General features: G+C 55.5%; 12 protein-coding genes. 9 read left to right on the forward strand and 3 right to left on the reverse strand.

Annotation, left to right across the window (positions count from 1 at the left end; translation table 11 throughout):
- Positions 1 to 386: 386 nt before the first annotated feature.
- On the reverse strand, positions 387 to 2,069 hold the full coding sequence (locus tag AC1RVX_RS02920; protein WP_493215068.1) for a glycoside hydrolase family 43 protein: 1,683 nt from the start codon (positions 2,067 to 2,069) through the stop codon (positions 387 to 389).
- Between the two features lie 279 nt (positions 2,070 to 2,348).
- Here AC1RVX_RS02920 and kduI point away from each other — a divergent pair, with 279 nt between their 5' ends.
- The 9 genes from kduI to AC1RVX_RS02965 all read left to right on the forward strand — a co-directional run bounded on the left by kduI (position 2,349) and on the right by AC1RVX_RS02965 (position 12,532).
- Complete coding sequence (kduI, locus tag AC1RVX_RS02925) at positions 2,349 to 3,197, forward strand: 5-dehydro-4-deoxy-D-glucuronate isomerase (protein WP_493215069.1); 849 nt, start codon at positions 2,349 to 2,351, stop codon at positions 3,195 to 3,197.
- Positions 3,198 to 3,205: 8 nt separating this feature from the next.
- The gene (gene kduD / locus AC1RVX_RS02930; protein WP_493215070.1) at positions 3,206 to 3,961 is read left to right on the forward strand and encodes a 2-dehydro-3-deoxy-D-gluconate 5-dehydrogenase KduD; all 756 of its coding nucleotides are present in this window, start codon (positions 3,206 to 3,208) and stop codon (positions 3,959 to 3,961) included.
- Complete coding sequence (locus AC1RVX_RS02935; RefSeq protein WP_493215071.1) at positions 3,958 to 4,998, forward strand: sugar kinase; 1,041 nt, start codon at positions 3,958 to 3,960, stop codon at positions 4,996 to 4,998. Before kduD ends, AC1RVX_RS02935 begins: the two co-directional genes overlap by 4 nt.
- Positions 4,999 to 5,091: 93 nt before the next feature.
- Positions 5,092 to 6,306, forward strand: a complete 1,215-nt coding sequence (locus tag AC1RVX_RS02940) for an AGE family epimerase/isomerase (RefSeq protein WP_493215072.1) — start codon at positions 5,092 to 5,094, stop codon at positions 6,304 to 6,306.
- Positions 6,303 to 7,229, forward strand: coding sequence for a carbohydrate kinase family protein (locus AC1RVX_RS02945; protein ID WP_493215073.1), 927 nt, complete (start codon positions 6,303 to 6,305; stop codon positions 7,227 to 7,229). Before AC1RVX_RS02940 ends, AC1RVX_RS02945 begins: the two co-directional genes overlap by 4 nt.
- Before the next feature lie 28 nt (positions 7,230 to 7,257).
- Complete coding sequence (locus AC1RVX_RS02950) at positions 7,258 to 9,168, forward strand: glycoside hydrolase family 97 protein (protein ID WP_493215074.1); 1,911 nt, start codon at positions 7,258 to 7,260, stop codon at positions 9,166 to 9,168.
- A gap of 2 nt (positions 9,169 to 9,170) precedes the next feature.
- Positions 9,171 to 10,499 carry an oligosaccharide MFS transporter gene (locus AC1RVX_RS02955; protein ID WP_493215075.1) on the forward strand — a complete coding sequence of 443 codons (1,329 nt, stop codon included), beginning with the start codon at positions 9,171 to 9,173 and terminating at the stop codon, positions 10,497 to 10,499.
- A gap of 21 nt (positions 10,500 to 10,520) precedes the next feature.
- Complete coding sequence (locus tag AC1RVX_RS02960) at positions 10,521 to 11,723, forward strand: glycoside hydrolase family 88 protein (RefSeq protein WP_493215076.1); 1,203 nt, start codon at positions 10,521 to 10,523, stop codon at positions 11,721 to 11,723.
- Positions 11,720 to 12,532 (forward strand): hypothetical protein, encoded by an 813-nt coding sequence (locus tag AC1RVX_RS02965; protein ID WP_493215077.1) that lies wholly within the window; start codon positions 11,720 to 11,722, stop codon positions 12,530 to 12,532. Before AC1RVX_RS02960 ends, AC1RVX_RS02965 begins: the two co-directional genes overlap by 4 nt.
- Before the next feature lie 158 nt (positions 12,533 to 12,690).
- On the opposite strand, the gene AC1RVX_RS02970 is transcribed toward AC1RVX_RS02965, so the two are convergent.
- Positions 12,691 to 13,587, reverse strand: coding sequence for a polysaccharide deacetylase family protein (locus AC1RVX_RS02970; RefSeq protein ID WP_493215078.1), 897 nt, complete (start codon positions 13,585 to 13,587; stop codon positions 12,691 to 12,693).
- An 80-nt stretch (positions 13,588 to 13,667) separates the two neighbouring features.
- The gene (locus AC1RVX_RS02975) at positions 13,668 to 14,828 is read right to left on the reverse strand and encodes an ABC transporter substrate-binding protein (RefSeq protein WP_493215079.1); all 1,161 of its coding nucleotides are present in this window, start codon (positions 14,826 to 14,828) and stop codon (positions 13,668 to 13,670) included.
- Positions 14,829 to 14,836 lie beyond the last annotated feature (8 nt).

Here is a 14,836-nt window from a genome sequence, read left to right on the forward strand (position 1 = left end):
TTTCTGATATCGATAACAGTCGATTCAAATTTTACGACAAATATTTCGCTTTGACGAATATAAATTGTTCTGTGTCTTATTTTGCACAAAAAAACGGCGGCGCCATCGGTGCCACCGGTTAAAAGGACCAGGAATCGCCCTACTGGAGAAAGGTTATCCTTTAGTAGGTCCAAAGAGTGAATTACAGGAAAAACACATGCTGAAAAATTCACCCGGGCAGTAGCTGCCCGCTACTGTCCTGGAGTGTTGCTTACTGATTTGCTACCGATCAGAATGTTATCGATAACTTGATAAATAATAGCATGTGCTTTTCGACGATTAAAGATTTATTTAATTCAGCGTGAAAACGACTCAAAAAAACCACGTGCCGCCCGCACCCGCGCCTATCACACTGCGTTTGGCGATACACGCACATAGTTGATATCGGCAAACGCGGCTCGATTTTCCCGGCCCGATATGCGCTCACTGAAGACCCCGATCTGAGCACCGACCCAGCGCCCCGCCGTCGCCTTGAACGGCGCTCCAGCTGACACAAATGTTATGTTGTCCACGCTGTAATAAAACTGGACCATGCCACCTGAGCCAACCCGCATGCGTAAATACATCGGCTGATGCGACACTGTGCGTAAGGTCTGCACTTGTTCGACACATTGAGGTGCCGGGTCTGCACAGGTGGCTAATACCAACTCCGTATTCTGGTCGGTGCGCCGCAAGCCCAGCCAGATGTACTGTGTTCCCAGGGATAACAGGCCGGCGCGCTGCGGTGCCGCACCGTGCAATTCGATTTGCGTATCGACTGTGAAGGTCTTGGCAGGGAATTTTTGTGTCAGCACCGACGGCAGGTAGCGTAGATTGCTTGTCGCCGCCGCTTGCGAATACAGACGCAAATATCCCGGGCGCGCGCCCAACGAATACCAACTGGTGTGGGGATTGGCATTCCATTGCCATTGCAAGCCCAGCAATGGTGCGGAGAATTCGTCACTGGTCGCTGGTGTGAGGATGCCGCGGTTCCGCCCGGCAGGTTTTTCGTAACTTGGGACGGGCTCTCCCACTCCTGAATGGTCAGCGTCCATGCCGATCACTGGCCAGTCATCCATCCATCGCATTGGTTGCAGGTGCAGGACCCGGCCGTAGGCAAGGCGGTCCTGGAAATGGAAGAACCAGTCGCCCCCATCTGTGTCGCTGACCCAAGCGCCCTGATGTGGTCCGTTGACGGACGAGGTACCTTGCTCCATCACTATCCGCTCCTCATACGGCCCTTCTATATGGCGGGCTCGGAACACGGATTGCCAACCGTGTTCCACACTGCCTGCCGGCGCGAACACATAATAGTAGCCCCTGGCCTTGTACAGCTTGGGGCCTTCCAGAGTATGGTAACCAGGAAGCTGGTCGCCATTGATGATGTCCTTGCCGTACCCATCATAGAGTGACATGGCATCGGGTGCCATGCTGCGCAGCGTCAGGATGTTGTTGATACCTGAGCGGCTCTTGGCCCAGCCGTGCAGCAACCATGCCTTGCCATCATCATCCCACAGTGGCGTCGGATCGATAATGCCTTTGCCTGCCAACAACAGATGAGGCTTGCTCCAGGGGCCGGTGAAATTTTTGGCTGTAACAACATAGATGCCGAAGTCGGGGTCGGGATAGAAGATCCAGAATTTGCCGTCGTGATAACGCAGGCATGGCGCCCACACGCCTTTGCCTGGCTGGGGGGTGTTGTACAAGTTGGCCGGCGTCAGTGCTGTTAGTGCATGGCCGACCAGTTGCCAATTGACCATGTCGGAGGATGTCAGCAAAGGCAGCCCAGGCAGATTGCTAAAGCTCGACGCTGTCATATAGTACATATCGCCGACCCGTATCACATCGGGGTCCGAATAATCAGCGTGCAAAATCGGGTTTTGGTAATGACCATTGCCCAAATCAGCTACCCAGGGCGAATCCGTTTTTCCCTGGCTTACGGTAGTGATCAGTGGCGAATCATGGCCGACATCCGGCACGGGTCGCAAAGTCTTTGCCCCGACGAGCAGGGGCAATAGTGCCAAACTCAAACAACATGTAATTGTCTTCAATGCACACTCCTGAAATTGGTCCGATAGCGGCGCTGGAACGCTCTTACGCTACAGATGAAATGAGTTCTATATAGATGTTGAATTTCTACGCAACATCGCGTGATCAAAAAACTTGTCGCCCTCAAAATGATAAACATACAAGCCATGTTTATATTGTTTTCTGCTCATACATTGTATTATAATTGTTATCGATAACAATATATAATGAATTTTTAACTGGAAAAGACTAGCCACAGGTGTCACAGTGCCACCCGGGATGAGTCATCAGGAGACCCGACCATGTACGAGAAAATTTTCCACGCCACCCATCCAGATATGATGGCAGGTGTCAGCAATGAGCATTTGCGCGAACGCTACCTGATCAGCCAGCTGTTCGCCGGCGGTCAGATCAAACTCAATTACTGCCACCACGAACGTTTTGTCATTGGTGGCGTTGCTCCACGGGATCAACTTATCGCATTGCCCCATCAAACGGTGCCAGTGTCAGCGGTCGGTCAACCCTTCCTGTCGCGTCGTGAACTTGGCGTCATTAATGTGTCTGGTGGCACAGGTGTTGTTACAGTGGATGGCGAGTGTTTTGAATTGGCACCGCTAGACGGCCTTTATATACCGATGGGTTGCGCTGATGTCAGTTTCGCATCTGTCGATACGGCGAATCCGGCTCGTTTCTACCTGGCGTCTACACCGGCACACGTCCGTTTCGAGCTCAAAAAAATCACCCATACCGAAGCCGTGCCGCTGGAGCGCGGTAGCGCAGCAACTTCAAACGCACGCACCATCTATCAATATGTGATTCCAGGGGTGTGCCAGTCGGCGCAGCTGCTATTGGGATTGACCATTCTGCAGACTGGCAGTGTCTGGAACACCATGCCACCGCATTTGCATGACCGTCGCTCCGAAGTGTATTTTTACTTCAACCTCAGCGATTCTGAGCGTATCTTCCACTTCATGGGCGAACCAGATGCTGCACGGCACATCGTCGTTGCCAACGAAGAGGCCGTCGTGTCACCGCCGTGGTCCATACACATGGGTTCCGGCACGACCAACTACTCCTTCATCTGGGCCATGGGTGGCGAGAATCTTGATTACACTGATATGAATGTACTCGATATCTGTCAACTCAAGTAGGAGGCGCTATGACGGATCTGTTTAACCTGGCCGGTCAAACCGCGTTGGTAACCGGCGCGAACACAGGACTGGGACAAGCAATCGCTGTGGCGTTGGCGCGGGCGGGAGCTGACATTGTCGCGGCTGGCCGTAGCGACGCAACCGAAACTGCTGCATTGGTCATGGCGGCAGGGCGACGGTTTCTGTTTGTCCGGGCGGACCTGTCATCTACCGAACCATTGCAGCGCGTGATGGACGCGGCCTTGAGTCTGAACGGGCGCTTGGATATCCTGGTGAATAACGCCGGTACCATATGCCGTGCCGACAGCCTTAACGTGACGGAAGCGGATTGGGACATGGTGGTGAATACCAATCTGCGTTCGGTATTTTTCCTGTCACAGGCTGCCGCGCGTCACATGATGGGGCATGGTGGTGGAAAGATCATCAATATTGCATCCATGCTGTCCTTCCAGGGGGGCATACGCGTACCTGCCTATACCTCAAGCAAGAGCGCTCTCGCGGGTCTGACCCGTGCCCTGGCCAATGAATGGTCAGAACACGGTATCAACGTCAATGCGCTGGCACCAGGTTACATAGAAACCAACAACACGAGTGCGCTGCGCGAGGACGCCACACGCTCGGCGGCCATTCTGGCACGCATACCGGCTGGCCGCTGGGGCCGACCCGATGATCTGGCTGGTGCGGCGGTATTCTTGGCCAGCCACGCCAGTGACTATGTGCACGGCATTGTGCTGCCGGTTGATGGCGGGTGGCTGGCACGATGACATCCGCATCACACTCTTCATACACGCTGCCAGAGGGCCACGTAGTCTGCTTCGGCGAATTGCTGTTGCGTCTTTCGGCACCTCGTGGCGAGTTGCTGTTGCAATCTCCGCAGCTGGATGTCTGTGTTGGTGGCGCCGAAGCTAATGTCGCCGTGTCGCTGGCCTGTTTCGGCCACGACGTCGCGATGGTCAGCGCCCTGCCCGACAACAAGCTTGGCAAGGAAGCACGCGACCGCTTGCGTGGTTACGGTGTTGACACAACGGCTATACAGTTCCAGGACGGCCGCATGGGCCTGTATTTCCTGACGCATGGTGCCGTCATGCGACCATCCGGGATTATCTACGACCGCGACGATTCAGTGTTCGCCCGGATGGACCCCAGTGCCTACGACTGGGCTACCTTACTGGAGGGAGCGACCTGGCTGCACGTCTCCGGTGTCACCCCCGCTGTGGGGCCCCGTGCCGCACAGGCGGTGCTGGATGCGGTGTGCACGGCGCGGCGTCTTGGTGTACGGGTAGCCTTCGATGGAAATTATCGGCTGTCGTTATGGGCGCGTCAGGGCAAGGATGGTGCCGCTGTATTGCATGAATTGATGAGCAATGTCGACCTGGCGTTTGCTGACCAGCGTGACATCGCCCTCGTGCTTGGCCGTCCCGAACTGGCAGCAATAGAGTGTCGGCCTGCAGCCATCACAGCAGCGTTTGCGGCTTTTCCGCATCTGTCGGCTCTGGCGGCCACTCAGCGCGTGCAACACAGCGTTGAACGCCATGCATTGTCGGCGACCATGCATACCCGGGACGAAGCGACAACCACTCTCACTATCGAATTGAGCGGCATAGTCGATCGTATTGGCACGGGCGATGCATTCGCAGCAGGCGTGCTGCATGGCATGCTGCGCGGCTGGAGCAGAGCCACTGCGTTGGAATTCGGTGTCGCCGCAGCAGCGCTTAAACACAGCATTGCTGGCGACTTCAACCTGGTCGACGAGGCGCAAGTTCAGGCTGTCTGGAATGGCGGGCTGGATGTGCGTCGCTGACAGCATGAGTGTCACCATGCGTCTGTTTGATCGTAGCTACATCGCGTCGCGGCCCGGCCGCGACAATTAACTTCAACTTAGGAAAATCGTACCATGCTTCCCGACTTTCGCTCTCGCGACATGCTGCTGGCACACATCGCTGACACTTTGCGTTTCTATCATCCGCGCTGCATTGACACCAGCGGCGGGTTTTATCATTTTTTTGAGGACGATGGCACCGTTTACGACCACAGCACGCGTCACCTGGTCAGCAGCACCCGCTTTGTGTTCACCTACGCGATGGCTTACCGCGAATTTGGGGATCCCGCTTACCTTGCCGCGACCCGCCATGGTGTGGAATTTCTGCGCAAAGCCCATCGCCGTCCCGAGACTGGCGGCTACGCCTGGCAACTGTCCTGGCAGGAAGGCGTAAAACAGACGATCGAAGACGATAATCATTGCTATGGTCTGGCCTTTGTGCTGCTGGCCTACTCTCACGCACTGGCAGCTGGAATAGGTGAGGCCCGTGCCTATATCGAAGAGACAGTCGAGTTGTTGGAACGGCGTTTTTGGCAGGCACAGTATGGTCTGTATGCCGACCAGGCCAGTGCAGACTGGTCGGTATTGGACCCGTATCGCGGCCAAAACGCAAATATGCATGTTTGTGAGGCATTGCTGGCCGCGTTTGATGTGACTGGAGAAGTTCGTTATCTGCAGCGCGCAGAGATCCTGGCCCACAATGTGACAATGCGCCAGGCGGGGCTGGTCGGGGGCCTGATCTGGGAACACTACCACGCCGACTGGTCGGTGGATTGGGATTACAACCGCAACGACATGAGTAATATCTTCCGTCCTTGGGGATACCAGCCTGGCCATATGACCGAGTGGGCCAAGCTGCTGCTCTTGCTGGAACGCCGGTCCGATGCCCTGGCAGGCTCCCCGGCCTGGCTCGCTCCTCGTGCGGTGCAGCTGTTTGACACCGCGCTGGAACGCGCCTGGGATGCAAAGCATGGTGGCATCCACTATGGTTTCGGGATCAATGGTGAGATCTGCGATGGCGACAAATATCACTGGGTGCAGTCAGAGACTTTGGCCACTGCCGCCATGCTGGCCGAACGCACTGGCCAGCAGGTCTACTGGGACTGGTATGACAAGCTCTGGGCCTATAGCTGGGAACATTTTGTCGACCATGAGTATGGTGCTTGGTACCGTATTCTCAGCCCGTCGAACGAAAAACTCAGCAAGCACAAAAGCCCGGCTGGCAAGGTCGACTATCACACCATGGGCGCTTGCTACGAAGTGTTGAATGTAATGAGACGCGCCGGATGACTATACCCCTGCCTGAATTCGTCGCGGTCGGCGAGGCGCTTACGGACATGCTGACCAACGGTGGCTCTCACTGGGTCAGCCAAGTTGGCGGATCAACCTGGAATGTGGCACGGGTCATGGCCCGTCTGAATGTTTCTTGTGCATTTGCTGGTGCCGTCAGCGCAGACATCTTCGGCAGTGCGTTGTTCGCTGCCAGCATGGAAGCAGGCCTGGACACCCGCTTTCTGCAACAAGTTGACCGTGCACCGCTGTTGGCCATTGTCCATCAACTCAATCCGCCTCAATATTTCTTTATCGGCAACGACAGTGCCGACCTGCATTTCGATGCGGGCTTGCTCCCGCCTGGTTGGCAGGCTGCAGTGTCTTGGGTACATTTTGGCGGCATCAGCCTGGCCCGCGAGCCTTTGGCCAGCAAGCTGCTGACCCTGGCGACCAGCTTGAAGGCCAAGGGCGTATCGATTAGCTACGATCCCAATTTTCGCGCCTTGATGGATGAACGTTACGATTCCGTATTACACGAAATGGTTTCGTTGGCTGATGTGATCAAAGTCTCCGACGAAGATCTGTGCGGTCTGTTCCGCAGTGACGATTTCACAGCCGGGCTCGCACTGCTATGTGAGATGAATCCACGGGCAACCTATTTGTACACGCGCGGTGCGCAAGGGGCGCATTTGCTGGCTGGCGATAGTGCCTGGCATGCAGCCCCTCCACCGATCTCTGTCGTCGATACCGTTGGCGCCGGCGATGCCAGCATTGCCGGATTTCTTTACAGCCTGATGCGGCGGCCTGCTGTCGAACTTTGTCAGCATCTGCGTTTTGCGGTAGCGGCTGGCGCGGCAGCATGTCTCGCGCCGGGTGCCGCACCTCCATCACTGTCACTGATAGAACAACTGCAGTCCAGTGTGATGGTTTCGGCGGGTTGAAAATAATCAAGAACAGACGAGACAAAAAATGAAAATACTGAAATTGCTGCTGGCATGTGTACTGGCTGCGTGCACGGTACCTGGTTTTGCCGACGAGCAGCAGCGACTGACAAGCCTGTATTCACCAGACAAGAACATTCGTTTTATTGTTTACCAACACCAGTTGCAAAATGGTAAGCGGGAATTATCTTACCGTGTCAGTTACAAGCACAAACCCGTCATACTCGATTCAGTACTTGATTTGCAACTGGACAATCATTTGTCTGAAAGCGCCATGGCATTGAAGATAGATCGCCATGAAAAATGGTTCGAAAACCTGGCAATCGTTGGCACGACACAGACTTCGCACGACACGAAGTGGTATCCGCTTTACGGCGAACACGCGGAAATCAGTGACAACTACAATTTGTTGACGCTCAAGTTGATCAAGGATGACAATCCATCTTACCCACTGGCGCTGGAAGTGCGTGCGTATAACGAAGGCGTGGCATTCCGCTTTGTGTTCCCGGAAAACGACAAGGGCAGTTATTACAGGATCACGCAGGAGAACACCGAATTCACCATGCCAGTCGGCACCAGAGCCTGGTTCCACGGCTGGGCACAGGCACCCTACAAACTAAGCGAACTGGCAAGCTGGCCGGATGAATCGGAACGGCCGTTGACACTGGAACTGCTGGGCGGTATCCATGTTGCTCTGCTGGAAGCGCAGATGGTGGATTATTCACGCACCAAGTTCAAACTGAGCAAAGACAAACTCAATACCATCGTCACCTCCATGCACGACCCGGCGGACCTGATTTCACCATTTTCTACGCCGTGGCGCGGTGTCATGATCGCGGACAACGCAGCCGCCCTGGCAAACAACAGTGCCTTCATCCTCAACCTGAATCCACCTTCACTGATAGACCATGCGGACTGGATACAGCCCGGCAAAATCATGCGGGTGATGACGCTGACCACGGCCAGCGCCAGGGCGAACATTGATTTCGCTGTCCGCCATCGTTTGCAATACGTGCTGTTTGACTGGAAATGGTATGGGCCAGCGTTTTCATTCGATTCGGATGCCACCAGGGTGGCCATACCCGATTTCGACCTGCCAGCCATTATCCGGTACGGTAAAGAAAAAGGCATAGGTGTCTGGCTTTATGTGAACCAGCAGGCGCTGTTGAATCAATCCGACACCTTGTTCAAAACCTATAACGACTGGGGTGTCAAAGGCGTCAAATTCGGCTTCGTCCAGGTTGGCTCACACCGCTGGTCGACCTGGATCAACAAGGCAATACGGCAGGCAGCCGATGCCCACATCATGCTCAACATCCATGACGACTGGCGTCCCACTGGTGAGCAACGCACCTGGCCCAATTTGATGACGGCGGAGGGTGTGCGCGGCAACGAAGAAATGCCGGATGCCACTCACAATACAGTGTTGCCTTTCACCCGTTATCTGGCTGGCGCAGCCGATTACACGATCTGCTATTTTGATCCCCGTATCAAAACGACGCATGCGCACCAGCTGGCTTTGGCCGCGATATACTACAGTCCGCTGCAGACCTTGTATTGGTATGACAAACCGGAACTGGCCAGCGACGTGCCCGAGCTTGAATTCTGGGACAGGATACCGACCAGCTGGGACGATAGCAAAGTGTTGCAAGGCGCGCCGGGGCAATTCGTTGTCACCGCACGAAAAAAAGAAATGGACTGGTTTATCGGCGCCATCAGCAACGTCGATGGCCGGACATTGAGTATTGCATTGGATTTTCTGGACAAGGGCAAGAAATACGAAGCCAGTATTTATACCGATGACGTGACCGTTCAGACCAGGACGCATGTGCGTGTGACGAAGAAGGTAGTCGATGCTGGCAGCATGCTTGAAGCCAGCCTGCTCCCGTCCGGCGGCTATGCGGTCTGGCTGCACCCACTCGCGGTGCCTGGCACATAAGCGTGCCTCATAAAATTGTTGATGCCGCTTCGCTGTACGGGGTGGCCAAGGATGTTGACATGACCAGCAAACAATCGCATTTCCGCTTTCTCTGCATTTTTGTGTTCGTTTTTTTCTTTGCTCAGGCGATGAGCGTTTCCTTGCTCGCGTTGTGGTTGCGTTCTACACTCAAGCTGTCGGGGGCAGAGGCCGGCATTGTATTTTCCGCCAATTTCATTGCCGCCATGTGTTCCCAGCCTATCTATGGCTATGTTTCGGACAAGGTAGGCACGCGCAAGCACATCTTGTGGACGGTAAGTACCTTATGTGCATTGTGCGGCGCATTCTTCGTATTTATATATGCGCCCCTGTTGCGCGCCAACATTGTGCTGGGGGCTGTGACAGGCGGCCTCTATCTGGGTGTGACATTCATCGCGGGCAGTTATGCGATTGAATCCTATGTGGACCGTATAGGACGCAAGTATGGCTTTGAATACAGCCGGGTGCGTTTGTGTGGGTCACTGGGTTTCGCCAGTGCGGCCATGCTGACAGGGCGGATTTACAACATCGACCCAACCATTAATTTTTGCATTGCCTCGGCTGCCGGTGCCGTCATGCTGGCCATGTTGCTACTGTGGCGCACCCGTGCCGACCACAGTGACGTTACTGCCGCCAAGAGCGTGCGCCTGGGTGAGGCACTCGCGCTGTTGCGCGACCCAAAATTTTGGCGCTTCATGGTGTTCATCCTGGGAGTGACCAATCTGTATCTGGTCTTTGACCAGCAGTTCCCTAGTTATTTTACCTCGCTGTTTCCCGATCCTAAAACCGGCACGGCCATGTTTGGTTATTTGAATTCGGCGCAGATCTTCATCGAGGCAGTCGGTCTGTTTTTGTCGCCACTGCTGGTCAGGCGTATAGGTGCCAAACGTGGCTTATTGCTGGCTGGCAGCATCATGCTGGTGCGTATCGCTGGTTCGGGGCTCGCGGTCGGACCTGTTTCCATCTCCCTGCTAAAAATGCTGCACTCGTTTGAACTGCCTATCCTGGTGGTGTCTGTGTTCCGCTATATCGCCTGCCATTTCGACAACCGGTTGGCATCGACGCTGTATATGGTGGGCGTCAGCTTCGGACATTCCCTGGGCCTGGCCATCCTGTCGCCACTGGCCGGCAAGAGCTACGACCTGATTGGCTTCCCCGCCACTTACCTCGCGCTGGCAGGTATGGGGCTGGTGTTTCTGTGCCTGTCGGCGTGGACACTGGAAGCTACGGCACCAGAAATATCACGCGGCACCATCCCGGCCCACGATCAAGAACAGCCCACACCTCGGGGTGCGGCTGGCCGTGGAAATTAATTCAACCCAGGAGTCTTACGCATGTCCTCCCCCCTCAACCAGGCAGCGATGGAAGCACTGGCCGTTCACCGTTTGCCATCGGCATGGAACGGCGAGCCAGACACAGCCAAACTTACACGGGCCATCGAGCTGACACTCGCATCGATAGACCGCAATCTGGTGCATTTTGGCGATGCGTTTCCAGCGCCCTCCAGCAAGCAATTAATCTACCCCGCGATTGACAATATCGAATGGACCAATGGCTTCTGGACCGGCATGTTGTGGCTTGCTTATGAAGTCACTGGTGCTCAACGCTACCGCGACACGGCGGAGAGTCATGTGCGCAGTTTTCACGCCAGGCAACTGGAACGTCGCAATACTGATCATCACGACCTTGGCTTCCTCTATAGTTTATCCTGCGTATCGGCCCACAAGCTGACGGGCTGCGATGTCGCAGCGCAGGCTGCCATGGGCGCAGCCAGGCTGCTGCTGGAACGCTATCAAACGCGGGCTGGCATTATCCAGGCGTGGGGTGATCTCAACGACCCGGAACAAAGCGGCCGGATGATCATCGATTGCAATCTGAACCTTCCCCTGCTGTACTGGGCCAGCGATTATAGTGGCGACCATACTTACCGGCAGGCGGCTGACCGTCACATCGAACAGGCCGCACGCCATATCGTGCGCAACGATGGCTCAACTTTCCACACCTTCTTTTTTGATGCTGTCAGTGGTTTGCCCAAACAGGGGAAAACCCACCAGGGTTTTGCGGATGACTCATGTTGGGCGCGTGGACAGGCATGGGGCATTTCGGGTTTTCCTCTGGTGTACAGGCACAACGGCGACACCCGGCTGATTGAGTTGTCAAAAGTCCTTGCGAATTATTTCCTGAATCGTTTGCCTGAAGATGGCATTTGCTATTGGGATTTGATATTCACCTCGGGCGAGCAGGAGCGCGATAGTTCCGCTGCAGCGATCGCCGCATGTGGCCTGCTGGAGTTGGCCAGGCATCTGCCGCTGCTGGATCCCATGCGGGAACAATATCAGCGCGCTGCGCTGGGCATGGTGCAGGAGTTGTCGGAGAATTATCTGAACATGGACAACGCACCAGGCAGTGCTTTGCTCAAGCACGGTGTCTATCACATGCCTAAGCGCATTGGCGTCGACGAAGCTTGTATCTGGGGCGACTATTTCTACTTTGAGTCGTTGGTGCGGCTCACCCGGACCTGGGAGACTTACTGGTGAAACTACAACATCAATTACTGGCCATCGACGAGGGCCGGCAGCGCTTGTCGCTGATTGACACGAATGATCGCCAGCGCGGCTGGACCATGGATCTGTCAGATTTTCCGCTGGCCAGGGACATGCAGCGGCTGGGGCCGGACCATGCCTTGATAGGTTTTGAGCGTGGATTTCTGGAACTATCCATCCAGTCCGGCAAGGTTCTTGCGGTATGCGATCGCTGGCAAAACGTGACATCAGCATGCCGCCTGCTGGGTGGCACGACGCTGGTGACCGGTGCCGACTTGTCCGGCCCCGGCGAAATCAACGTGTTGACGCTGGATGCCGAATTCAGTGAAATTGGCAGCGCACGCCGCCCTGGCGACTATGTGCGCCTGATGCGTTGTACAGAGAACGGCTATCTGCTGTGCATGAACGACCATATCCTGGAAACAGACAGGGGGTTGCAGGCGGTGCGTGCCCTGCGGGCGGATGGCTTCCTCCACGCATGGAAGGCGCAAGCGATGCCGGACGGCTCTACCCTGGTGTCTGCTGGTTACGGCGCATTCATGGCGCGCTTCGACCCGCAAGGCCAATTGATGGGGAAATTTGGCACTGCCGACCAGGTGCCGCCCGAGGTGGCACCGTTCTTCTACGCCAGCTTCCAGGTGCTGGACGACAGCCGCATTGTGGTTGCCAACTGGCAGGGCCATGGTCCGGACAATGGCGGCAAGGGACGTCAACTACTGGAGTTTAGCCCGGGCGGCGAGCTGCTGGGCAGCTGGTCTGATCAGGACAAGATATCCTCGCTGCAAGGCATCCTGATACTATAGCAGCGCAACACTGTTGAAGCGTTCCCGGAGAAAAGCAGAGTTACTGTCGCAGGTATCGTGTTTTTGAGTGAACAGCTTAACGTCACCGGTATCTTTGCTGCTGTACCCATCCTGTCCGGGGTAGTGACGATGAAAATGGTGCCATTGGGCTAGAGCATTTATTTGCAAATGGAATTGAGATCCAGTGCTGGTTCATCGGATGGTTCGGGAACCAGCCTGATGTTGTTTTTACTGGCGGCGCGACTGATAACACTGCCGCCTCCGGGTTCTGCATAAGCCGTGTCGGTCTGGGCCTGGGCCAGCGTCACGTAATGGGCACCCGCAGCTTCCAGCCGGTTCAACACATCGGGTAGCGTGATTGCGCTCCAGCCGCCTATGTGGGTCAACAGCACTTGCGGGATGATGCGTCCGTACACGCGCCTTGAATTTTCTTTCATGCTTGCGATGCCAGTGTCTACGCCTTGCAGGTAGTGGACCTTCATGCGCTCTATGCTGGCCATGTCACCCTTATCCACGCAGCGTGCATAGGCGTCGGTATAGTTCCAGTCGCTGAAGCCGACACTGACGTCTGCGATTTTATAACCACGGTTGCGCAAGAAGACGATGGCATTGTCGCGTCGGTTGGCACCCACCGACAGGTAGGCGAAGCGCAGGTAACGCCAGAACTCCCCTTCCATCCTGCTAGCGATTGCCGGTTCGCCAGCGATCACATCGGCCTGCCAGGCTTCCGGTGTTGCAGCCTGGTCGATATTCATGTGGCTGTAAGTGTGGTTGCCAAGCGGGTAGCCAGCCTGCCGCCAGATATCAAGAACTGCCGCATTGCCCGGATCATCGCCTAGCCCGCCTGCATTCACAAAGCCGAAGGCTTCCGGCACGTGATGCGCCTTGAAGGTCTTGATATGGGATTGGGCGATATCTAGCCTGGTCATGCCGTGCGGCAGCATGCCATGAGCTGGCAAATCGTCTACGGTGATGGCAATGTCGAAGGCGTCAGCGGCCCATGCAGGGGTGGTGAAGTTGACCATCAACGCCAGCATAGTCAAAACAGTTTTCATAGAGATTTTATCTTCAAGTCAGCTGGGTTGAGCAGTTTACTACGCTTGGTCAACATGCATATGCGAAAGCTTGCTCAGCTCTATTCCGCCTGATACACCCATTTCCCGCCCTTGATCTGCACCATCACGCGTGCTCTCTGGTCCAGGCCCAGGTGATCGGTTTTGCTCATGTTGACGACGCCATTGGTGGTCGCCAGGCCCCGGGTAGCTTCCAGGGCATCACGCAAGGCGGCGCGGAATTCTGCGGTGCCGGGGGCGGCTTTCTTTAAAGCGACGGGGATGGCTTGTTGCAGCAGCAAGCCGGCATCCCAGGCATACGAGGCGAAGGCGGCCAGGCTGCCTGCGCCGTAGGTAGTTTCAAATTTGTTGGAAAAATCCAGAGCAGCTTTTTTGACAGGATTATTGTCAGCCAGTTGTTTGGCCACCATCACCGGGCCAGTGGGCAGATAGGTGGCATCACAGTCTTTGCCGCAGACGCGCAGGAAGTCGCTGTTGGCAACGCCATGGTTGTGATAGATGCGGCCCTTGTAGCCGCGTTCTACCAGGGTTTTGGGTGGTAGCGCAGCGGGTGTGCCGGAGGCACCAACAACGATGGCATCCGGGTTGCTTGCCATCAGTTTCAAGACCTGGCCGACCACGCTATTGTCATTGCGGCTGAAACGTTCCGTGGCGACGACCTTGATCTTTTTCAGTTCGGCATATTTCGTCACTTCCACCAGAAAGGCTTCACCCAGCGCATCAGAAAAGCCGATGAAGCCCATGGTCTTGACGCCCTTTTTGCTCATGTCTTCGGCAATCGCTATCGCCATCATGGTGTCGGTCTGGGGTGTCTTGAACATCCAGGCTTTATTGGCATCCATGGGTTCGATGATGCGGTTGCTGGATGCCAGGCTGATGGCGGGTGTCTTGCCTTCACCAATGACACCCAGCATGGCGAGGGAATTCGGCGTCGTGGTTGAACCTATGATGGCATCGACTTTTTCTTCTGAGATCAGCTTGCGGGTATTGGTCACGGTTTGCGTGGTGTCAGAAGCATCATCAAGGATGATGTATTCCACTTTCTTGCCAGCGATTTCTTTGGGCAGCATGGCGATGGCGTTTTTCTCTGGTATGCCCAATGATGCAGCTGGCCCTGTCGATGAAATAGTCACGCCTATCTTGATTTGTGCCTGAGCACCGGCACAGAGTAAAGTTGTCGTCAGTGCCAGCAGGCTTTTTTTGAAGTGGATATTGATTTTCATATAGTCTC

This window comes from Undibacterium sp. GW821-FHT11B02 (assembly GCF_058808955.1).

Coding starts and splice junctions, on each gene's coding strand:
- kduI (WP_493215069.1), top strand. CDS start 2,349: ATGTACGAGAAAATTTTCCACGCCACCCATCCAGATATGATGGCAGGT.
- kduD (WP_493215070.1), top strand. CDS start 3,206: ATGACGGATCTGTTTAACCTGGCCGGTCAAACCGCGTTGGTAACCGGC.
- AC1RVX_RS02935 (WP_493215071.1), top strand. CDS start 3,958: ATGACATCCGCATCACACTCTTCATACACGCTGCCAGAGGGCCACGTA.
- AC1RVX_RS02940 (WP_493215072.1), top strand. CDS start 5,092: ATGCTTCCCGACTTTCGCTCTCGCGACATGCTGCTGGCACACATCGCT.
- AC1RVX_RS02945 (WP_493215073.1), top strand. CDS start 6,303: ATGACTATACCCCTGCCTGAATTCGTCGCGGTCGGCGAGGCGCTTACG.
- AC1RVX_RS02950 (WP_493215074.1), top strand. CDS start 7,258: ATGAAAATACTGAAATTGCTGCTGGCATGTGTACTGGCTGCGTGCACG.
- AC1RVX_RS02960 (WP_493215076.1), top strand. CDS start 10,521: ATGTCCTCCCCCCTCAACCAGGCAGCGATGGAAGCACTGGCCGTTCAC.
- AC1RVX_RS02970 (WP_493215078.1), bottom strand. CDS start 13,587: ATGAAAACTGTTTTGACTATGCTGGCGTTGATGGTCAACTTCACCACC.
- AC1RVX_RS02975 (WP_493215079.1), bottom strand. CDS start 14,828: ATGAAAATCAATATCCACTTCAAAAAAAGCCTGCTGGCACTGACGACA.